The following is an 18,878-nucleotide window of genomic DNA, read 5'->3' as shown; positions in this document are numbered from 1 at the left end:
CCGTCGCCGGGTCACTCCCCCGTGGAGCGGATCACGGCGACGGGGCACTGCGCGTGGTGGAGCAGGGCCTGGCCGACCGAGCCCAGCAGCAGCCCGGTGAAGCCGCCGTGGGCGTGCGCGCCGGTCACCACGAGCTGTGCCCGGGCGCTCGCCTCGACGAGCGCGCCGCCGACCCGGCCCCGGACCAGGCGCCGCTCCACGACGACGTCCGGGTACCTCTGGCGAAGCCCCGACAGCGCCTCGGCCAGCACCCGCTGCTCCTCGTCACGCAGCCGGTCCTCGTCGTACGTCATGAAGGGCGGGTCGGCGGGGCCGTCGTAGACACGCTCGGTGGCCGTGTTCCACACGTGCTGCGCCACCAGGCCGACGCCGCGCGACTGCGCTTCGGCGAAGGCGAACTCGACGGCCGGACGGGCGTCCGGGGAACCGTCGACGGCGAGGAGCACGGGGCCGGACGCATCGGGCCGGCCGCGCACGACCAGCAGCGGGCGGCGGGCGTGGGCGGCGAGGTGGGCGGCGGTGGAGCCGAGCAGCAGGCTGCCGAGCCTGCTCAGCCCGCGGCTGCCGACGACGAGGAGCGAGGCGCGGCGGGAGACGATCTCCAGGACCATGACCGGCTCGCCGAGCACGCTGTCGGTGACGGTCCGCAGATGGGGTGCGATCCTGCGGGCCCGTTGCTCGGCCTCGGTGAGCATGCCGTCCACCTGCTCGCGCACGCCCGCCGCGTCCGGCGTCCACGCGGAGCGGCCCCGCCGCAGCGGAAGCGGCGGCCATCCGACGGCGTGCACCAGGCGCAGCCCCACGCCCCGGACGGCGGCCTCCCGGGCCGCCGTCTCCACGGCGGCCAGGCTCGACGCCGAACCGTCCACTCCCACGACGACGGGGCCGCTCATCACACATCTCCCCTCACGGCGCGGGCGGGCGAGGACACGCCTCTCCGCCCGATCCCCAGCCTGCCCCCGGCCGGCCGTGCTCCCCAGGGCCGGACGGCTCCCAACAGCGCACCGTCCGGCCCTCCCCCGCCGCCGGGCGCGGGACGACGCTGGGAGAAACGGACCGAGGGGAACCTGAACGCGATGCCGCGGCACGGCCGCCGCACCGCCGGGAGGTGCGCCATGACCGGACCCGTCGTCGTCGGAGTCGACGACTCCCCCTTCGGCACGACCGCCGCGTGGTGGGCCGCCCGGGAAGGCCTGACCAGGAGGCTGCCGGTGCTCCTGGTCCACTCGTGGACCACGCAGCCGTTGAACGTGCCGGTCCCGCAGGAGGCGCTGAGCAAGCAGCGGTACGGGCAGAGCGTGCTGCGGCGCACCGAGACCGAACTGCTGCACCGTTACGGCGATCTGAGCCTGACGACCGAGCTGGTGGAGGTCTCCGCGTCGCAGGCCCTGCTCGAACACAGTGAGCGGGCCGCCCTGCTCGTGCTCGGCTCGCGCGGACACGGCTCGGCCGCGAGTTTCCTCCTCGGCTCCATCAGCCTGCACGTCCTCGGGCTGTCGCGGTGTCCCGCCGTCACCGTCCGCGCCGGCGATCCGGCCGTCGCGACCGGCTGGGGGCGTCCTGGCCGTGAGCGGGGCGACGTGGTGGTCGGTGTCGAGCCGGGGCCGGGTGCCGACGCCCTGCTGGAGTTCGCCTTCACCACCGCCGAGGCGCACGGCTGCGGCGTGCACGCGGTACGGGCCGTCCCCCACCAGTACGCGGTCACGGCCGGCCGGCACGAGGAGCGCGAGGCGGTGGACCGCGCGCGGCTCGCGGCCTCGCTGGCGCCGTGGCGCGAGAAGTTCCCCGGCGTTCCCCTCGTCGACGAGGTGACGGCCGGGCCGGTGGCGCAGGTGCTGCTGTCCGCCGCCACGCACGGCCGGCTCACCGTCGTGGGGCGCCGCCGGCACTCCTCTCACCTCACCTGGAAGCTCGGGCCCGTCGCACACACCGTGCTGCACCACGCGCCGTGCCCCGTCGCGGTGGTCCCGCACGACTGACGCGTGCCGGGCTCCCTCAGACGATCTCCAGGACCTGCTCGACCGGCCGCCGCGGGCTCGCGACGCCCGCGGGTCCGTATCCGAGGCGCAGCACCATCTGGACGAAGCCCATGCCCGAGACGGGGTCGCGGGCCAGCTCGCGCAGGTCCTGTCGTTCGAGGCTGTGCGAGGTGAGGGAGGTGGCCAGTCCGTGCAGGGTGGCCAGCAGCAGGACCCGTTCCATCGCCTCTCCGGCGCGCAGCCAGTCGGCGGGGTGGTCGTGGGTGGTGCCGAGCAGGGCGAGGTTCGGGACGGTCTCGAACACGGCCGCGGGGCGTCCGGGCAGGGGCCGTCGGCCCGCGAAGTCGCGCACCGGGGCACGCCCTCCCCGTTTGCTCGGCCCGAAGGCGTAGTCCGGGACCCCGTCCACGGCGGCCTCGGTCTCCTGCGGGCCGACACGGGTCCACGCGCGCATCTCCGCCATGTACGCGGCGTCGAAGTCGTCGCGTCCCTCGGCGTCGCGGACGTCGTCCAGCAGCGACTCGATGTGCCATCTGTCGGGGAACACCAGCTGGGTTCCCTCCTGTTCGGCCGCGTGCCGCAGCGCCTCCTGCACGGTGGCCGGGACCTCCCGGTCCTCGAACGGATGGCGGCTGGTGTGCCGTCGGCTGATCACCGTGGCGAGCCGGGCGAGTTCGCGGTCGGGGCGGTCGGTGTCCGTGACGCGCACGGTGGCGAGCAGCCGCCGGTCCGCGGGATCGGGCAGCAGCCGGACGTGCATGTCGCGGCCGCCGTCGGCCGCGGCGACGCGCAGGTTGAACAGGGCCGCGCCGCAGCCCAGGTGCAGGCCGCGCAGGTCGGGGTCGAACCGCGGGATCGTCCGGTCGAGGTCGGCCCGCAGTTCGAGCGTGCTGCCGCCGGCGACGTGACGGAACCGCCAGGGCTGGGCGTTGTGCAGGGACGGGGCGGCCGTGGCCGCGGCCACCAGGGCCGTGACCGTCGTGGTGTCCAGTGGTCGCGCGAGCCCGGGGTGCGTCCTTCCGGGCTCGGAGCCGTGGTTCCCGCTCATGGCGGCCCCTTCCTCTCGCTCGGACCGCTATTGGAAAAGCCTCGCCCCGGCCGGCCCGCCGCGGGTAGGGGCCATCGGTCTCGGCGGGTGGCCCATCAGGCCCACCGCCTTCCCGCCGTCAACCGACCAGCAGCAGGTGGCCGGACTCGCCGGGCCGCAGGCTCACCGACCGGTCCGGCAGCCGCACCTCGATCGGCGACGCCTCGGACTCGGGTACGGCGATCTCCAGCCGGCCCCGGCTCAGGCGCAGCCGTACGTCCCAGTGGCCCTGGTAGCGCAGGACGAAGCCGTACGACGACAGCTCCGGCAGCGGCACCGGGTCGAGCCACAGGGCGCCGGCCCGGGTCTCCAGGCCGGTCAGCCCGCGCTGCACGAAGTCGAGGGTGCCGGCCATCGCGCCGAGGTGGATGCCCTCCCCGGTGGTGCCGCCCTGCAGGTCGGCGACGTCGCCCTGCAGGGCCTCCTGGCAGAACTTCCAGGCCTCGGCACGCCGGGCCCGGGCCAGCACCCAGCCGTGCACCAGACCGCTGAGGGTGGAGCCGTGGCTGGTGCGGGTCAGGTAGTGGTCGACGGTGCGCGACCAGATCTCGTCGTCGACGGCCACCCCCAGCCGGTGGAACAGGCCGGCGAGTTCGGCCGGGGAGAACAGGTAGCCGAGCATGAGGACGTCGGCCTGTTTGGACGCCTGGTAGCGGTTGACGGTGTCGCCCTCGGCCTCCAGGATCCGGTCCAGCCGGCGGATGTCGCCGTATCGTCGGCGGTAGCCGTCCCAGTCGAGTTCGTCGAGGTCGCCGTAGCCCTCGAACTGGCTGATGACCCCGGCGTGCAGGGGCACGTGCAGGGTGCGGGAGACGTCCTCCCACTGTTCGAGTTCGCCGCCGTCCAGGCCGGTGCGCTCGACGAGTTCACGGCGGCGCGACTCGGGCAGGTCGCCCAGGACCTCCAGGGTGCGGGCGAGCACCCAGGCGGCGGTGACGTTGGTGTAGGTGTTGTCGTCGAGGCCGGGCAGCTCGGCGCCCGGGTAGGCGTCGTGGTACTCGTCGGGGCCGACGACGCCCTTGATGCGGTGCCGGCCCAGGTCCTCGTCGTAGACGGCGGCGTCCCCCCAGAACCGGGCGATCTGCAGCAGCATCTCGGCGCCCTTGGTCTGCAGGAACTCGGCGTCGCCGCTGGCCTGGCAGTACTGCCAGACGTTGTAGGCGATCGCGGAGCCGACGTGGTGCTGGAGGCGGGAGTGGTCGGGCAGCCAGCGGCCGGAGTTGGGGTTGAGGTGCAGCCGCTGCGTCTCCTCGCGGCCGTCGCTGCCGCTCTGCCAGGGGTACATGGCGCCTCTGCGGCCGGCCTCCCGGGCGGCGGTGCAGGCCTGTTCGAGGCGGCGGTGGCGGTAGCGCAGCAGGGCGCGGGAGACCTCAGGGAAGTGCAGGTTGAGGTAGGGCAGGACGAACAGTTCGTCCCAGAAGACGTGGCCGCGGTAGGCCTCGCCGTGCAGTCCCCGGGCGGGTACGCCGACGTCGAGGTCCGCGGTGTGCGGGGAGAGGGTCTGCAGGACGTGGAAGAGGTGCAGGCGCAGGATGCGGCCGCTTTCGCCGGGGACGTCGAGGTCGGCCCGGCGCCACAGCTGGTCCCAGGCCGTGATGTGGTCGTCGAGCAGGGTGTCGAAGCCGGGCACCCGGCCGACCCGGTCGACGGCGGCGTACAGCGGATCGCTGATCGCGGGGTCGCGCGAGGTGTGCAGGGCGATCGTCTTGTCGACGGTGACGGGGCGGCCGTCGGTCAGGCGCAGGACGGTGCGCTGCGCGGGGCGGGGCCCGTCGTGCCGGACGGTGACGGGCGTGTCGGCGCTGAGCCGGGCGGCCATGCCGACGCGGATGTCCGAGGTGCGGGTGCGGCAGCGCAGCCACACGGTGCCCAGGTCGTCGGCGCCGGTGTGCACATGGGTGAGGTGGCGGCCGTCGAGGTCGCGGTAGCGCGGCACGCCGGCGTTGGTGACGGTGCCGTCGAGGGCGGCCTCCACCTCGAGCGTGCCGTCGAAGCCGTCGGCGGTGAACTCGGTGCGCAGCGCGGCCACATGGGGGTCGCCCATGTGCACGAGCCGCTCCTGGCGCACCACGAGTGCCCGGTCCTCGCCGACGCCGTACCGGGTGCGGCGTTCCAGCATCCCCGACGTCAGGTGCAGCGTCTGGCGGTGGTCGAGCACGATCGCCGTCTCGGGGCTGAGCCACGGGCCGCCGGGCAGGCGGAAGCGCAGCGGCAGCCAGTTGGGCAGGTTGACCATGTCCTCGTTCTCGACGCTGCGCCCGGCCACTTCGGAGGTGAGCCGGTTGTAGCAGCCGGCGACGTAGGTGCCCGGGTAGTGCACCTCGTCCGCGGCGCACTCGGGCAGGGCGCCGCGGGTGGCGAAGTAGCCGTTGCCCAGCGCGCACAGGGACTCGCGCAGCCGCTCGTCCTCGGGGGCGTACCCCTCGTACTCCCACACCTCGTCCGTCACGTCGCCGGTCCTCCCCTCGTCCCCGTGGGCACCTCGGCCGGTCACATCTGCTGCGGTACGACGGCCACCGGGCACTCCGCGTGGTGCAGCAGCGCGTGTCCCACCCGGCCGAGCTGGAGCCCGAAGTGTCCGTGGCGGCGCCGGGCGCCGATGACGACGAGGTCGGCGGCCGCCGACCGGTTCAGCAGCACCTGCCGGGCCGGGCCCTCCACCGTGAACCGGCGCAGCCGGACGGCCGGGTGGTCGGCGGCGGCGTCGTGCAGCACGGCGTCCAGCAGGGCCGAAGCCCGCTGTTCGTGGTAGCGGGCCGGTTCCGTGGCCGCGCCGAAGTCCGCGGCGCTCTCGCGTTCCGGGCAGCGCCAGGCGCGTACGGCGTCCAGGCCGCACCCGCGTGCCGCGGCCTCCCGGACGGCGAACCGCGCGGCCTCGCCGCTGGTGGCCGGGTCGCCCGCGCCGAGCAGGATCCGCTCATGGGTGCCCTCCAGGCCCGCCTTGTCGCCGCGGACGACGATGACGGGGCAGTGGGCGCGGGCGGCCACGGTCAGGCCGACCGACCCGAGCAGCAGTCCCGCCAGCTCGCTGCGGCCACGGCAGCCGGTGATCAGGGCGAAGGCGTTGTGGCCCTCGCGCAGGAGCGCGTCCGCCGCGTCCTCGGGCACCACCTCGCCGGACACCGTTACCTCGGGCGCGCCGCGGCGGGCCCGCTCCACGGCCGATCCGACGATGTTCTCGGCCATCACCTGCCCCGACGGGCGGGTCAGGCCGCCGGACGACGGCACGGCGCCCTCGTAGCGCTCCCACAGGGAGGCATGGACCAGGCGCAGCGGCCGGTGGTGCCGGGCCGCCTCGTCCGCCGCCCAGTCGACGGCCGCCAGGCTGGACTCCGAACCGTCGACACCCACGACCAGGGGCAGCTCCATCGTTCCCACCGCCTTTCGTCGGGCCGCGCAGGCCGCGGCAGCGCAGGTCTCCCAGTTCACCGTGGCACCCGTACGCGGCCGGCGCGATGGGTGGTTCGGCCCCGGACAGGGACGTTCGGCCCCGAAGGCGGCACGGCAGGAGGCGCGCGGGACGGGTGAGCGCCTGTGCGTCCGGGGATTCGCGCAGGTGAGGGGCCATTCGGGCCTGTCGCCTGCCCGTTCAGCCCTTGGAATACGGCCGCGGCGGCGGAGACGCTGGAGATGAGCCGCAGGGGGGAGGCCGTCGGCCGTCCCGGTCAGGCTCGCCGGTTCCCGTCCGCCCGCGGGCGGACGACCGAAGGAGGGCAGCCATGTATCTTCCGCTCTTCCTGGTGGGGGCGGCCGTCGTGGGCACCTGCATGGTGTTCGGCTACAGCCAGTTCATCGTCGGCCTGACGCTGATGGTGGTCGGTGTTCTCGGCCTGATCATGTTCCTGTCCACAAGGGGCATGGTGAAGCGTCCCGGCGAGAGCGGGACGGTCATCGAGGAGCGCCACTACATGGGCACGGGCGAGCGCGACGACCGCCGCCACCACCACCCGTGAACCCGGTGCGGCCCGCCACGGTCCGTAAGGGACCGTTCGGCACCTGTGCACGGCCGCCCGGCCCACGCCCCGGCCCACCGGGCCGGGGCACGGTGAACCCGGAGTCCGATCGGGAGGCAGCCATGACCGAGAACACCGCCGACCGTCCCGTCGTGGTCGGTGTGGACGGCTCCGAGGCGTCGGTGGCCGCGCTGCGCTGGGCCGGGGAGCAGGCGCGGGCGCTGGGCACCGGGGTCCTCGCCGTACACGCGTGGGAGCCGGCCGCCGGCCTGGCCCCCTACGCCCCGGCGTCCGGCCGGCCGACGGAGGCCGAGCAGCGCGAGGCGGCCGCCGGGCTCCTCGCCGCGGCCGTGCGCACGGCGTTCGGGGCCCGTGTCGGAACCGGCGTACGCGCGGTGCTGGTCGAGGGGCCGCCCGCACGCGTGCTGCTGCGGCACGCGCGTGGCGCGGCGCTGCTGGCGCTGGGACGCGGCGATCACGGGCGGTGGGACAGGCCGGCGCTGGGCGCGGTGGGCCGTGAGTGTCTGCGGCACGCGCCGGTGCCGGTGGTGACGGTGCCCGCGCCCGAGCGGGTCGCGGCTCCCCTGCGGAGCGTGGGAGGGGCGTTCTCGCACAGCGGTGCCGCCTGAGCGCGCACATCGGTGATCGCGGCCGCGCGGTCCCTCCGGGGGACGGCGGTCGCGTTGGTGTGCGCACGATCTGGGTGCCGTCGCTCGCGGCCCGGGCGGGTGGGCCGGCCGACGGCGGGCCGCCGCGGTGTGGAAACGGCGCGGATCCACGGCGGCGCATCGCGGGGGCGTACGGCGGCTGACGCCGCGTCGCCGGTCAGCCGCGGACGGGCATACGGTGGTGCCGGGGCGTCGGCCGGTGCGGGGCCTCCGCCGGCGGCGTCGGCGGCCGGTGCCCGCGACGGTTCGTCAGCCGCACGACGAGTGTGTCGAACAGTGCGGTGAGGACGAAGGTCACGGCCATCGCGGCGACCAGCAGAACGGCGAACCGCTCCCAGAATTCCGGTGTCAGGGTCGTACCCACTGTCCCCCCTCCTCTCGGGTAGGCGTTGTGGTTCCTTCCCTTACAGCCAACTCCCTTGCGCCGCCGGGCACATGAGCCTTACGTCCCGAACAGGGGCCTGGAGCGGCCCTTGCGCCGAGTCCGCGTGGGCCGGTGCCGCATGAGCCGGTCGGCCCCCGGCTCGGGGGTGCGGGGTGGCCCACGGCGCGGGGAAGGTCGCCTCATGGGCGTGCGATGCGCGGCGGACGAGGCTGGGGTGTTACGCGACGCCGGGACTCCGGCGGACCGCGGACGACGACCAGGGAGGCGACGGTCATGAGGCGGATACAGCAGACCAGGCGCCCCGGGACACCGCGCCGGCCGCAGCCCCAGGACCTGCGCACGCCCTCCGGGCGGCCGATGCCCTACTGAGGACGGCGGTCCTCAGCGGACCAGGACCCGTTCGCCGGAGCGCGGTACCACGGCCGTCCAGCCCAGGGTGTGGTCGATGCGTTCGCGCAGGGCTTCGGCGGCCTCCTGCTCGCCGTGGACCAGGTAGGTGACGTGCGGGGCGGGAGCGCCGCGCAGCCACTCGACGATCTGCGCCGCGTCGGCGTGGGCCGAGAAGTGCGGCACGTCGGCGATCTGGGCCCGTACGGGGACGTACTCGCCGAACATCTTGATCGCCGTGGCGCCGTCGACGAGGTCGCGGGCCCGAGTGCCCCGGGCCGCGAAGCCGACCACGACGACGGCGTTGCGCGGATCGGGCAGGAGCCGCCGCAGATGGTGCAGGACGCGTCCGCCGGTGGCCATGCCGGACGCCGAGACGATGACGGCCGGTCCGCCCGCGCGGCCGAGTTCGAGGGACTCCTGGAGCGAGCGCACGGGCCGGAACGGCTCGGGGCTCAGCACCGCGGTGCCGGCCGCCGTGACGTCCGGCCGCAGGTCGGGGGCGCGGGTGAGCAGGGCGTCCCGGTAGACGTCCAGGGCGGCCAGGGCCATCGGGCTGTCGACGTACACCGGTACGGCGGCCGGAAGGCGGCCCTCCCGGCGCAGTTCGGCCAGCTCGTGCAGGACGACCTCGGTGCGGTCGAGGGCGAAGGCGGGGATGACGACGGTGCCGCCGCGGGCCAGGGTGCGGGTGACCACGTCGGCGAAATTGGTCCGGGCCTCCCGCTCGTCGTGGCGCCGGTTGCCGTAGGTCGACTCCATGAGCAGGACGTCCGCCCCGGAGAAGGGTTCGGCGGGGCTCAGCAGCGGGTGGCCGGGGCGGCCCATGTCGCCGCTGACGGCGAGGGTGCTGCCGTCCTCCAGGGTGAGGCGGGCCCAGGCCGAGCCCAGGATGTGGCCGGCGGGGTGCAGGGTGAGCCGGGTGTCCGGGGCGATGTCGACGGGCGCGCGGTAGGGGACGGCCTCCACGAGCTTCATGGTGCGGTCCACGTCGGAGTCGTCGTAGAGGGGCTGCGCCACCCGGTGCTTGGACCAGCCGTGCTCGTTGGCGTGCTGGGCCGTCTCCAGTTGCAGCTTGGCGCTGTCGCGCAGCACGATCTCCATCAGCCGGGCGGTGAACTCCGTGGTCACGACGCGGCCGCGGAAGCCGTGGCGCACCAGCCGGGGCAGGTAGCCGCAGTGGTCGAGGTGCGCGTGGGTGACCACGACGGCCTCGATGTCGGCGCCGTCGCAGGGCAGTTCGCGCCAGTTGCGCCTGCGCAGGTCGGCGATGCCCTGGAAGAGGCCGCAGTCGACGAGGACGCGGGCGTGGTCGCTCTCCACCAGGAACTTGCTGCCGGTGACCGTCCCCACGCCGCCGAGGAAGGTCAGCAGTGCGGGCCGGCCGCGCGTCTGCGGCCGGTCGTCGGTGCGTACGGGCGGAGTGGTCATGGCCACGGTCTCCTTCACGGATGAGGGCCCATCGGCCCTGGCGCCCACCCTGCGGGCGTGGTGTGCTGGATGTGACGGGAAGGACCCGGCGAAGACGCGGAGCAGCGGACCCGAGCCGCGCACCGCGCAATCAGGATCCGCGAGAAGCGGATGGGTCCTTCCCGCCGCGTCGTGCCGGGCACGGACGGTGCCGTTCTCCACCCGGCCGCCGACAGATCGTGAATCCCGAAGGCGTGTGCCACCTCCCTCCGCGTCCCCCTACCAGCGTGCTGGGCGGCGAGGGTGCGGGCATGGGCCGAAGGGGTCCGGGGTCGGGCCCGATGTGCCCCTGCCGGACCCCCCGTACCGGGGGTCGAATGGAAGGAAGGCGGAATCCCGCGCCGGATGAGCGGCGGTGTCGCCGCCGCGGTGCGCGCATGAGGAGGTGGCCCATGCGTTACCGGGATCGCAGGGAGGCGGGTCGACGGCTGGCCCGGCGTCTGGAGTATCTGCGCGGGCAGGACGTGGTGGTGCTGGGGCTGCCGCGCGGCGGCGTGCCGGTGGCCCACGAGGTTGCCCGCGCGCTCGGCGCGCCCCTCGACGTGCTGGTGGTGCGCAAGCTGGGCGTGCCCTGGCAGCCCGAGCTGGGCTTCGGCGCGATCGGCGAGGGCGGGGTGCGGGTCCTCAACGACGACGTGATACGCGACAGCGGGCTGGAGCGCGCCGACCTGTCGGTCGTGGAGCAGGCCGAGCGGGCCGAACTGGAGCGGCGTGTACGGCGTTACCGCGGCGGGCGCGAACCCGTGCCGGTGGCGGGGCGCACCGTCGTGATCGTGGACGACGGGCTGGCCACCGGCGCCACCGCGGAGGCCGCCTGCACGCTGGTCCGTGGCCGGCACGCCGCCCGGATCGTCCTCGCGGTGCCGGTGGCGCCACCCGCCACGCTCGCCCGGCTGCGGGGGGTGGCCGACCGGTCGGTCGTGCTGCACCAGCCGCGCCCCTTCGGCTCGGTCGGCGTCTGGTACCGCGATTTCACGCAGGTCACGGACGCCGAGGTGACGGACCTGCTCGCCATGTCCGGGGCCGGCGGCTTCGGGGACCCGCCCGGGGACGGCGAGATCCAGGTGCCCGCCGGGCGCGTCCGGCTCCCGGCGCTCCTGTCGGTGCCCGGGGCGGCCCCGGCGGTCGTGGCGTTCGCGCACGGCAGCGGCAGCAGCCGGCACAGCCCCCGCAACCGCTATGTCGCCGACACCCTCAACCGGGCCGGCCTGGGCACGCTCCTGCTCGATCTGCTCAGCGCGGACGAGGAGGAGAACCGGCACAACGTCTTCGACATCCGCATGCTCGCCCAGCGCCTGCACGCCGCCGCCCTGTGGCTGCGGCGCGAGACGGGCCTGTACGTGGCCTACTTCGGGGCCAGCACGGGCGCCGCGGCCGCCCTGGAGGCCGCCGCCGCTCCCGACGCCGACGTCGTCTCGATCGTCTCGCGCGGCGGCCGGCCCGATCTGGCGACGCCCGCCGCACTGGCGCACGTGCACGCGCCGACGCTGTTCGTGGTGGGCTCCGCGGACACCCGGGTCCTGGGGCTGAACCGGCTCGCCGCCGACTGGATGCGCTGTGAGCACCGGATCGCCGTCGTGCCCGGGGCCACGCACCTCTTCCCCGAACCGGGCGCCCTGGCCATGGTCGCCGAACTGGCCTGCGACTGGTTCACGGGCCATCTCGCCCGTCCGTCCGCCGGGGCCTCGTCGGGCCGACCGGTGTGACGCCCGCGTTCGGTGTCCGGACCTCACTGCGTGCGCCGCAGCTGCTCCTCGATCAGCTCCTGGGGCGGCGGTTCGCGGGTGAAGACGTCCTGCCCGACGGCCGTGGCCTCCCAGGTGTTGGCCGGGTTCGCGGACGCGGTGAGCAGCCACGTGGCGCGGATCCGCTCCTTGCCCTCCTTGTGGTACTGGCCGTTCCAGCTGGTCACCGAGCCGGCGTCGGACTGCCCGTTGTGCCAGGCGACCGTCCAGCCGAGGGTGGTTCCGTGGTCCGGCAGGGCGGCGCTGTCGTAGCGGCCGACCAGCGGGTACGTGCCCGTGGCGTGGCCGTTGGCCGAGGCGTAGGTGCCCCTGAGGCCGCCCGTCGGGTCGGCCGTGATCCTCATGTGCGAGCCGTTCTCGCTGTACCAGTCTCCGCCGATGCCCATGACTCGCTCCTCCCCTCGTGTACCTGTGCCCGGGGTGCGGGGGCACCCCGGACGCCGAAGTGCGCGGCCGGCGGATCACCGGTCGCGCACGGGGTGCGGCTCGGCGCCGTGACAGCGCTCAGACGTGCCGCACGGGGATGGTCCGGGTGTCCGTCTTCTTCTCGGGCACCGGAACCGTGATGGTCAGTACGCCGTCCTTGTACTCCGCGGTCGCCTCGTCGCCCTGTGCTCCCGCGGGCAGCCGCAGGGAGCGGCTGAAGGTGCCGTAGCGGAACTCGGTGTGGTGCTTGTCGGTCGTCTCCTCGGTGCGCGTGGCGCGCAGTGTCAGAATGCCTTCCGCGACGGTGATCTCGACGTCCTTCGACGGGTCGACGCCCGGAAGCTCGGCCCGCAGCACGTACGTTTCGTCCTTCAACTGCTCCTCGATGCGAATGCCGTGCGTCCCGGGAGCGGTGTGCGTCGCCGGGAATCCGCCCTCGACCCAGCCGAACAGGTCGGGGAACGCGGGCCAGCCCGGGAACCGCTCGATCATGCCGCTCATCTCGCCCTCCTCTTCGTCTCCTGCTTCCAGCGTGGCGCGGCGGGCGGGCGCCCGCGTGGGCCGTCCGGCCCCGCGCCGGACCCGGTGGGCCCTGTCAGCCGAGCATCCGCTTGCGCCACTGGGGGCCGACCTGCCGCCATTCCGCCGCCCACTCCTCGTAGGAGCGGCGGTCCAGGCGGTTGCACACCAGCCGGCCGCCGAGGAGGACGAGGGCGCCGGTGGCAAGTCCGGTCGGCACGGCCAGCAGGACGGCCTGGGCGCGGGCCACGGTGGGGCCGGCGGGTTCGACGACGGGGGTGCCGTCGCGGTCGAGCCACACGGTCACGCGGCCGCCCGCCGTTCCGCCGGGTTCGACCTTGGCCAGGCCGGTGTGCACGGTGCCGGCACCGTCGGTCCAGCGCACCTTGGCCCACACGGTGCCGTCGGAGCCGTAGGGGCTGACGACCGCGCTCTTGGGCGCGTCCTGGAGGAGGACGGCGGACACGGAGTGCACCGAGGCCCGTCGTGCGTCGAGGTCGTGCGCCGCCCAGGTGCCGGCGGCGAGCCCCGCGAACAGGCCGCCCAGCAGGGCGAGGGTCCAGGCGGCCAGGAGGACCCAGCCCTCCACGCGGTCGCTGCGGCGCAGGAGCGTGTTGTGCCGCCACCGCCAGAACCGCACGCTGGCCGGCCGGGTACGGCGTTGCTGTTTCATCGTCGACGCCCCTTTTCGCGTCTGCCGAGAACGGTCCTCGTTCCCTCAAGGGGAACGTCTCATGGACGGCCGTCGCAGGTCAGGGGCCGACCGGGGTCGTCACGGGGACATCCGGACCTCTTTGGGGCCCGTGGCGTCCCCGTCGGCGTCGGCCTCGGCTTCGGCCTCGGCCTGCGCATCGGGGACGTCGGGCAGGTCCGCGTCGAGGTCGACCCGGCGCGGCGGGCCGGCCAGTCGGCAGTCGACGTCGACCACGCCCTCCACCGCCCGCGCCAGGCGGACGGCGACGGGCACGAAGGCGGTGTCCGAGACCCGGCCGGTGATCCGTACGACACCGTCGCGCACCTGGACCCGGATCGGTTCGAGGGGGTCCGGGAAGAGCGGGCCGATCACCTCGCGGCGCACCTCCTGCTCGATGTCCGCGTCCTCGCGCAGGAACACCTGGAGCAGGTCGGAGCGGCTGACGATGCCCTGCAGCACCCCGGCCTCGTCCACGACCGGCAGCCGCCTGACCCCGTACTGGGCCATCGTGCGGGCCGCCTGGGCGAGGGTGGCGTCGGCCCGGACGGTGAGCGCCGGGGCGGTCATCAGCTCGCCCGCCGTGCGCGCGCCGGCCTTGGCGAGGTCGCCGCCGCGGTGCATCCGGGTGTACCGGTCGGGGGTCCGGTCGCGGAACTCCTCCTTCGGCAGCAGGTCGGCCTCGGAGACCACACCGACGACGCGCCGGTCCTCGTCGAGCACGGGCAGGGCGCTGACCTGCCACTGGCGGATCGCCCTGACGATGTCCTTGAACGGCGCGGCGCTCGCCAGGGCCACGACGGTGCGGGTCATCACATCGCTCACGGTGTGCGGAGTGCCGTACATGATGTCCTCCGGCAGGCCGGGCGCCCGTGGCGCCCCTGGGGAACCCCTTGCCTTCAGGTTCGGCCCCCGGGCGGCGGATGGCATGGGCCGAACGGCACGAGTACCTGATCCCGACGGGCACTTCCGCCGCTGGACGGGCCACATGCGGGCCCGACAACGGACAGGAGCGAACAGTGTACGGACAGTAAGCGACATTGCGGTGTGGCGCGGGCGTCGAGGAGGTGTGATGGCCGAATCGTCCCTGGGGGTGGAGGTGAGGCGGAGGTGGCCGACTTCGTCGAGACGGAGCAGCAGCCCGGCGCGGGGGCGCGCGGTGGCTGCCGCTGTGCGGCGGCGGTCCGGGAGGGTGCTCCCGGCGGCGCGGAGGAAAGGTTCCGGGGACTGCTTGAGGCGGCGCCGGACGCCATGGTCATCGTCGACGACACGGGCACCATCAAACTAGTCAACGCCCAGACCGAGGCCCTCTTCGGCTACGGACGCGAGGAACTCCTCGGGCATCCGGTGGAGTTGCTCATGCCTCATCGGTTCCGCGGCCAGCACACCCTGCACCGCGGCGGTTACACCGACAACCGCCAGGTGCGCCCCATGGGGGCCGGGCTCGATCTGCACGGGCTGCGCAAGGACGGCACCGAGTTCCCCGTGGAGATCAGCCTCAGCCCGCTGGAGACCACGGACGGGCTGCTGGTGTCCGCGGCCGTCCGGGACGTCAGCGACCGCAAGGCCGCCGAGGCCCGCATCAACGAACTCGCCGCGCTCGTGGAGTCCTCGCAGGACGCCATCCTCGCCAAGACCCTCGACGGCTACATCACCTACTGGAACGCGGCCGCGCAGGACCTCTACGGATACACGGCCGAGGAGGTCATCGGCCGGCACGTCTCCCTCCTCGCCCCCGCGGCCCTGCGGGACGAGGTCAGCATCCTGCTCGGGCGGCTGCGGGACGGCGAGAAGGTCGAGCACTTCGAGACGCTGCGGGTGACCAGGTCCGGGGACATGCTGGACGTCGACGTCACCCTGTGGCCGACCCGGGACACCGCCGGCACCGTGGTCGGGGCGTGCGCCATCGTGCGGGACATCAGCGACCGCAAGAAGGCGGAGGCCGAGCTCACCGCGCTGTACGAGCAGCAGCGGCACATCGCCCTCACCCTGCAGCGCAGTCTGATGGGCGCCCCGCCCTCCCTGCCCGGTCTGGACACCGCGAGCCGCTACCGCCCGGCCACGCAGGGCGCCGGGGTGGGCGGGGACTGGTTCGACCTGATCCCGCTGGGCGCCGACCGGGTCGGGGTGCTCATAGGCGACGTGATGGGCCGTGGTCTGGAGGCCGCCGCCGTCATGGGCCAGCTGCGCTCGGCGGCGCACGCCCTCGCCAAGACCGGCATGCAGCCCAGACAGCTGATGCAGGCCCTGGACACCTGCGTGGCCGACCTGGACGTGCCGGACCAGCTCGTCACCTGCTGCTACCTGGTCATCGCGCCGGACACCGGGACGGTGACGGTGTGCTCCGCCGGCCATCTGCCGATCCTCATCGCGGGCGTCGACAGGAGGGTGGGCAGTCTCTCCTCCCCCGTCAACGCGCCGCTGGGCGTGGGCGGCGTCCTGTACGAACAGTCCTGTACGGCGATCCCGCCGGGCGCGACCCTCGTGCTCTACACCGACGGGCTGATCGAGACGCCGGGCAGCGACATCGAGGAGCGGGTGGGCGAACTCTCCGTCGTCCTGGAGGAGTTCTTCGTCGGTACGCCGTGCCTGGAGGCCGCGGCCGATCATGTGCTGGCGAGTCTGCTGCCCGACCCGGAGAGCCACAACGACGACGTGACGCTCCTGCTGGCGCAGTTGCCGGCCGCGCCGCTGGCCGCCCTCGGCATCGAACTGCCGGCCGTGCCGTCCTCCGTGCCGGAGGGACGGGCGTTCCTGCAGAAGGCGCTCACGTCGTGGAACTGCGCGCCGAGCACCCTCGACGCCCTGCTGCTGCTGTCGGAGACGCTGACGAACGCCGTGCAGCACGCGGAAGGCCCCATCGGCCTGCATCTGCACCGCACCGCCACGGACCTGACCGTCGAGGTCAGCGACCACAGCCCGCATCTGCCCCAGCCGCGTCTGGCGGCGGAGGACGAGGAGTCCGGGCGGGGTCTGCTGCTGGTGCGGGCCCTCGCCGACACCTGGGGCGTACGGCCCACCGACGAGGGCAAGACGACATGGTTCACGCTCAGGCTGTGAACGGCTCCTCGACCAGCTTGAGCGTGACGGCGGTCAGATCGTCGTGCCCGACCGCGACGATCAGCGGTCCGCCTCGGGGTGGGCGCCGGAGTGACGCGAGGGTTCGGTGTCCTCGGCGGGCGGCAACAGGGTGCGCAGGGCGGCGAGGAGATGGCCGTAGGGCGAGCCGGTGTCGGTGATGGCCCGGTGGATCAGCTCCAGTCCGCGCCGGTGCTGCCGGAGCGGCGCCTCGCCCGGGCCGGGGCCGGCGAGCGCGGCGAACTCCAGGACGACCGGGAGGTGGTCGGGGAGTTCCGCGCCCTCGATGTTCCAGCCGGCGGCGCGGTAGCGGCGCTTCAGGGCCAGCAGGGCCGACCCGCGGCGGCGGATGTCGGCATTCAGATAGTGGGTGAGGTGGAGGCTGCCGTCGCCCCGCGGGTCGAACATCTCGGCGTAGCGCCGCCCCAGTTCCTCCGGCTCGTCGGCCGTGAACCACGCCATGAAGGCGGCGAGCTCGGCGGCGGCCCGCGACGGGGGCGGGGCGGCCACCGCGGCCGCCAACCTGGGCCTGCCGTCCGTCAGTTCGTGGTCCGGATACCGCAGGAGCAGCGAGAGCAGCCGCAGCAGCAGGACGCGACGCTCGGCCGCGTCGGGGGTCGGAACGGTGCGGCGGCGGGCGGTCGCGCGGATGCGCGTGCGCGCGGTCACCGGGATGGTGGCGGGCAGCGGGCTCACGGACGGCCTCCGCTCACCCAGCGCCACGGGGCCGGGGCCCGGCCGACGGCGACGAACTCGACTGCCCTGGTCCCGCGCCGAGTTCGGCGTTCCGGCGGTCCCGCCCGGCTTCCCCCCACCGGAAGCCGGGCGGGCCGCCCGGGGTCACCGGACGTGCTCCGGTGACCCGGTCCGGGAGAACGGTCCCGCGCTCGACGTGTTCCTCGGCGCGCCGCCCGGCCGCGAACGGCCTGCGCTCGGCGGCGCCGCGCCGTGCGGGGCGAGCGGTCCTGTCGTTCTCCATGGACCGGGACGCTATGCGGGGCGCCGGCCGCCCCACCGTGGGCCGAACGGCCCCGGGCGGGTCCCGACCGGCCGTATGTCGAGGTCCTTCGGCCCACGCCGCCGGACGGGGTGATCCTCAACCCTTGCTTCAGTCATTCACCCGCAGAAGGGACCAGTGCCATGCTCCAGCCGTCGAGGAACCCGCAACAGGCGCCGCCGGCACCGGTCCCGGGGCGGGCCTGGCTGATGCTGGCGCTGGCCACCGTCGGATTCGCCGTCAACTTCTGGGCGTGGGCGCTGCTCAGCCCGCTCGGCCCGCGGTTCAAGGACTCCCTGGGCCTGTCCTCCTTCCAGCAGTCGCTGCTCGTGGCGGTGCCGGTCGTCGTCGGCTCGCTGGGCCGCATACCGGTGGGCGCGCTCACCGACCGCTACGGCGGACGGCTGATGTTCCCGCTGGTGTCCCTCGTGACCGTGGTGCCCGTGCTGTACCTGGGGCTCGCCGGGCACTCCTCGCTCACGGCGCTCCTGGTCGGGGGCTTCTTCCTCGGCGTCGGCGGCACCGCCTTCGCCGTCGGCGTGCCGTTCGTGAACGCCTGGTTCCCGCCCGAGCGGCGGGGGCTCGCCATCGGCCTGTTCGGCATGGGCATGGGCGGCACCGCGATCAGCGCCCTGAGCACGGTCAAGCTGGTCAAGGCGCACAGTGTCCAGACCCCGTTCCTGATCACCGCCGCGGTCCTCGTGGTGTACGCGGTCGTGGCCGCCCTCGTCCTGCGGGACGCGCCGGACCGCGTCGTGCCGACGGAACCGCTGAGCACCCGGCTCGCGGCGACCCTGCGGCTCGGCATCACCTGGCAGGCCTCGGCGCTGTACGCGGTGGCCTTCGGCGGTTACGTCGCGTTCTCCGTGTACCTGCCCACCTACCTGAAGAACGGCTACGGCCTCACCCAGGCCGACGCGGCGAACCGCATGGCCGGGTTCGTGCTGCTGGCGGTGGCGATGCGGCCGATCGGCGGCTGGCTGTCCGACCGCGTCGGCCCGGTGCGCGTGCTGGCCGGCTCGCTGGCCCTGGTCGTCACCGGCGCGCTGGTGCAGTCGGCGACGCCGACGCTGGCGCCGATGGGCACGATCGCCTTCCTGGCCATGGCAGCCGCACTCGGCGCCGGCAGCGGCGCGACGTTCGCCTTCGTGGCCCTGCTCGCCCCGCCGCAGCGCACCGGTTCGGTCACCGGCGTCGTCGGCGCCGCCGGCGGCCTGGGCGGCTTCATCCCGCCGCTGGTGATGGGTTCGCTCTACGGCTCCTACGGCTCCTACGCGGTCGGCCTGTTGCTGCTGGCGGCGGTGGCGGCGGTGGCGCTGGTCTTCACCGGCACCGAGGTGCGGCGGACACTGACCCGGCGGGCGCCGGTCGGGGCGGCCCACTGATCCCGGGACGGCCCGGGCGGGGAGCAGGGCCGTTCGGCCTGGTGCCGAGGACGGCCAGCCCCTGCCCGGGCCGCCGTGCGCGCGCCGACTCTGGTGGCATGACCCGTG

General features: G+C 74.4%; 17 protein-coding genes. 6 read left to right on the top strand and 11 right to left on the bottom strand.

All coding sequences use genetic code 11. The annotated features are described in order from the left end of the window. Positions 1–11 precede the first annotated feature (11 nt). The gene (locus ACQF4J_RS41305; RefSeq protein WP_351567039.1) at positions 12–893 is read right to left on the bottom strand and encodes a universal stress protein; all 882 of its coding nucleotides are present in this window, start codon (positions 891–893) and stop codon (positions 12–14) included. A 222-nt stretch (positions 894–1,115) separates the two neighbouring features. Here ACQF4J_RS41305 and ACQF4J_RS41300 point away from each other — a divergent pair, with 222 nt between their 5' ends. Next, positions 1,116–1,979: a universal stress protein gene (locus ACQF4J_RS41300; RefSeq protein WP_351567042.1), complete on the top strand. Its 864-nt coding sequence runs from the start codon at positions 1,116–1,118 to the stop codon at positions 1,977–1,979. A gap of 16 nt (positions 1,980–1,995) precedes the next feature. Here the strand turns inward: ACQF4J_RS41300 and ACQF4J_RS41295 are convergent, their stop codons facing one another. The 3 genes from ACQF4J_RS41295 to ACQF4J_RS41285 all read right to left on the bottom strand — a co-directional run bounded on the left by ACQF4J_RS41295 (position 1,996) and on the right by ACQF4J_RS41285 (position 6,435). Further along, on the bottom strand, positions 1,996–3,027 hold the full coding sequence (locus ACQF4J_RS41295; protein WP_351567045.1) for an Acg family FMN-binding oxidoreductase: 1,032 nt from the start codon (positions 3,025–3,027) through the stop codon (positions 1,996–1,998). Positions 3,028–3,145: 118 nt separating this feature from the next. Continuing rightward, positions 3,146–5,515, bottom strand: coding sequence for a glycoside hydrolase family 65 protein (locus tag ACQF4J_RS41290; protein ID WP_351567047.1), 2,370 nt, complete (start codon positions 5,513–5,515; stop codon positions 3,146–3,148). A gap of 41 nt (positions 5,516–5,556) precedes the next feature. Then, positions 5,557–6,435: a universal stress protein gene (locus ACQF4J_RS41285; RefSeq protein WP_351567050.1), complete on the bottom strand. Its 879-nt coding sequence runs from the start codon at positions 6,433–6,435 to the stop codon at positions 5,557–5,559. A 350-nt stretch (positions 6,436–6,785) separates the two neighbouring features. On the opposite strand from ACQF4J_RS41285, the gene ACQF4J_RS41280 reads away from it, so the two are divergent. Together ACQF4J_RS41280 and ACQF4J_RS41275 are read left to right on the top strand one after the other, a co-directional pair. Further along, positions 6,786–7,019, top strand: a complete 234-nt coding sequence (locus ACQF4J_RS41280; RefSeq protein ID WP_351567053.1) for a hypothetical protein — start codon at positions 6,786–6,788, stop codon at positions 7,017–7,019. 122 nt (positions 7,020–7,141) lie between these two features. Next, a complete protein-coding gene (locus ACQF4J_RS41275; RefSeq protein WP_351567056.1) occupies positions 7,142–7,648 on the top strand; it encodes a universal stress protein in 507 nt (168 codons plus the stop codon). Between the two features lie 196 nt (positions 7,649–7,844). Here the strand turns inward: ACQF4J_RS41275 and ACQF4J_RS41270 are convergent, their stop codons facing one another. Beyond that, entirely contained in the window at positions 7,845–8,051 is a 207-nt protein-coding gene (locus ACQF4J_RS41270) for a hypothetical protein (RefSeq protein WP_351567059.1), read from the bottom strand. Positions 8,052–8,453: 402 nt separating this feature from the next. Next, positions 8,454–9,890: an MBL fold metallo-hydrolase gene (locus tag ACQF4J_RS41265; protein ID WP_351567062.1), complete on the bottom strand. Its 1,437-nt coding sequence runs from the start codon at positions 9,888–9,890 to the stop codon at positions 8,454–8,456. Positions 9,891–10,321: 431 nt separating this feature from the next. Between ACQF4J_RS41265 and ACQF4J_RS41260 the strand changes: the two genes are divergently transcribed. Next, positions 10,322–11,635: a phosphoribosyltransferase family protein gene (locus ACQF4J_RS41260; RefSeq protein ID WP_427168089.1), complete on the top strand. Its 1,314-nt coding sequence runs from the start codon at positions 10,322–10,324 to the stop codon at positions 11,633–11,635. Between the two features lie 23 nt (positions 11,636–11,658). On the opposite strand, the gene ACQF4J_RS41255 is transcribed toward ACQF4J_RS41260, so the two are convergent. From ACQF4J_RS41255 to ACQF4J_RS41240, 4 genes are all read right to left on the bottom strand, one after another. Beyond that, complete coding sequence (locus ACQF4J_RS41255) at positions 11,659–12,060, bottom strand: avidin/streptavidin family protein (RefSeq protein ID WP_351567068.1); 402 nt, start codon at positions 12,058–12,060, stop codon at positions 11,659–11,661. A gap of 118 nt (positions 12,061–12,178) precedes the next feature. Next, the gene (locus ACQF4J_RS41250; RefSeq protein WP_351567076.1) at positions 12,179–12,601 is read right to left on the bottom strand and encodes an Hsp20/alpha crystallin family protein; all 423 of its coding nucleotides are present in this window, start codon (positions 12,599–12,601) and stop codon (positions 12,179–12,181) included. 94 nt (positions 12,602–12,695) lie between these two features. Continuing rightward, positions 12,696–13,292 (bottom strand): Rv1733c family protein, encoded by a 597-nt coding sequence (locus ACQF4J_RS41245; RefSeq protein ID WP_351567079.1) that lies wholly within the window; start codon positions 13,290–13,292, stop codon positions 12,696–12,698. Between the two features lie 99 nt (positions 13,293–13,391). Continuing rightward, positions 13,392–14,156, bottom strand: a complete 765-nt coding sequence (locus ACQF4J_RS41240) for a CBS domain-containing protein (RefSeq protein ID WP_427168088.1) — start codon at positions 14,154–14,156, stop codon at positions 13,392–13,394. A 264-nt stretch (positions 14,157–14,420) separates the two neighbouring features. On the opposite strand from ACQF4J_RS41240, the gene ACQF4J_RS41235 reads away from it, so the two are divergent. Next, positions 14,421–16,370 carry a PAS domain S-box protein gene (locus ACQF4J_RS41235; RefSeq protein ID WP_351567085.1) on the top strand — a complete coding sequence of 650 codons (1,950 nt, stop codon included), beginning with the start codon at positions 14,421–14,423 and terminating at the stop codon, positions 16,368–16,370. A 60-nt stretch (positions 16,371–16,430) separates the two neighbouring features. Here ACQF4J_RS41235 and narJ read toward each other — a convergent pair whose 3' ends face one another. Further along, positions 16,431–17,084 carry a nitrate reductase molybdenum cofactor assembly chaperone gene (gene narJ, locus ACQF4J_RS41230; RefSeq protein ID WP_427168087.1) on the bottom strand — a complete coding sequence of 218 codons (654 nt, stop codon included), beginning with the start codon at positions 17,082–17,084 and terminating at the stop codon, positions 16,431–16,433. A 444-nt stretch (positions 17,085–17,528) separates the two neighbouring features. Here narJ and ACQF4J_RS41225 point away from each other — a divergent pair, with 444 nt between their 5' ends. Beyond that, positions 17,529–18,770, top strand: a complete 1,242-nt coding sequence (locus tag ACQF4J_RS41225; RefSeq protein ID WP_351567094.1) for an MFS transporter — start codon at positions 17,529–17,531, stop codon at positions 18,768–18,770. Positions 18,771–18,878: the final 108 nt, after the last annotated feature.

Source organism: Streptomyces sp. C1-1 (genome assembly GCF_050214755.1).
Lineage (GTDB): Bacteria > Actinomycetota > Actinomycetes > Streptomycetales > Streptomycetaceae > Streptomyces.
The sequence above is the reverse complement of the archived record's forward strand: the minus strand, read 5'-3'. Positions and strand labels throughout refer to the sequence as shown.

Excerpts from the sequence above, each read along its gene's own strand:
- ACQF4J_RS41305 (WP_351567039.1), bottom strand. The coding sequence starts at position 893 with ATGAGCGGCCCCGTCGTCGTGGGAGTGGACGGTTCGGCGTCGAGCCTG.
- ACQF4J_RS41300 (WP_351567042.1), top strand. The coding sequence starts at position 1,116 with ATGACCGGACCCGTCGTCGTCGGAGTCGACGACTCCCCCTTCGGCACG.
- ACQF4J_RS41295 (WP_351567045.1), bottom strand. The coding sequence starts at position 3,027 with ATGAGCGGGAACCACGGCTCCGAGCCCGGAAGGACGCACCCCGGGCTC.
- ACQF4J_RS41285 (WP_351567050.1), bottom strand. The coding sequence starts at position 6,435 with ATGGAGCTGCCCCTGGTCGTGGGTGTCGACGGTTCGGAGTCCAGCCTG.
- ACQF4J_RS41280 (WP_351567053.1), top strand. The coding sequence starts at position 6,786 with ATGTATCTTCCGCTCTTCCTGGTGGGGGCGGCCGTCGTGGGCACCTGC.
- ACQF4J_RS41275 (WP_351567056.1), top strand. The coding sequence starts at position 7,142 with ATGACCGAGAACACCGCCGACCGTCCCGTCGTGGTCGGTGTGGACGGC.
- ACQF4J_RS41265 (WP_351567062.1), bottom strand. The coding sequence starts at position 9,890 with ATGACCACTCCGCCCGTACGCACCGACGACCGGCCGCAGACGCGCGGC.
- ACQF4J_RS41260 (WP_427168089.1), top strand. The coding sequence starts at position 10,322 with ATGCGTTACCGGGATCGCAGGGAGGCGGGTCGACGGCTGGCCCGGCGT.
- ACQF4J_RS41255 (WP_351567068.1), bottom strand. The coding sequence starts at position 12,060 with ATGGGCATCGGCGGAGACTGGTACAGCGAGAACGGCTCGCACATGAGG.
- ACQF4J_RS41250 (WP_351567076.1), bottom strand. The coding sequence starts at position 12,601 with ATGAGCGGCATGATCGAGCGGTTCCCGGGCTGGCCCGCGTTCCCCGAC.
- ACQF4J_RS41245 (WP_351567079.1), bottom strand. The coding sequence starts at position 13,292 with ATGAAACAGCAACGCCGTACCCGGCCGGCCAGCGTGCGGTTCTGGCGG.
- ACQF4J_RS41240 (WP_427168088.1), bottom strand. The coding sequence starts at position 14,156 with ATGTACGGCACTCCGCACACCGTGAGCGATGTGATGACCCGCACCGTC.
- ACQF4J_RS41225 (WP_351567094.1), top strand. The coding sequence starts at position 17,529 with ATGCTCCAGCCGTCGAGGAACCCGCAACAGGCGCCGCCGGCACCGGTC.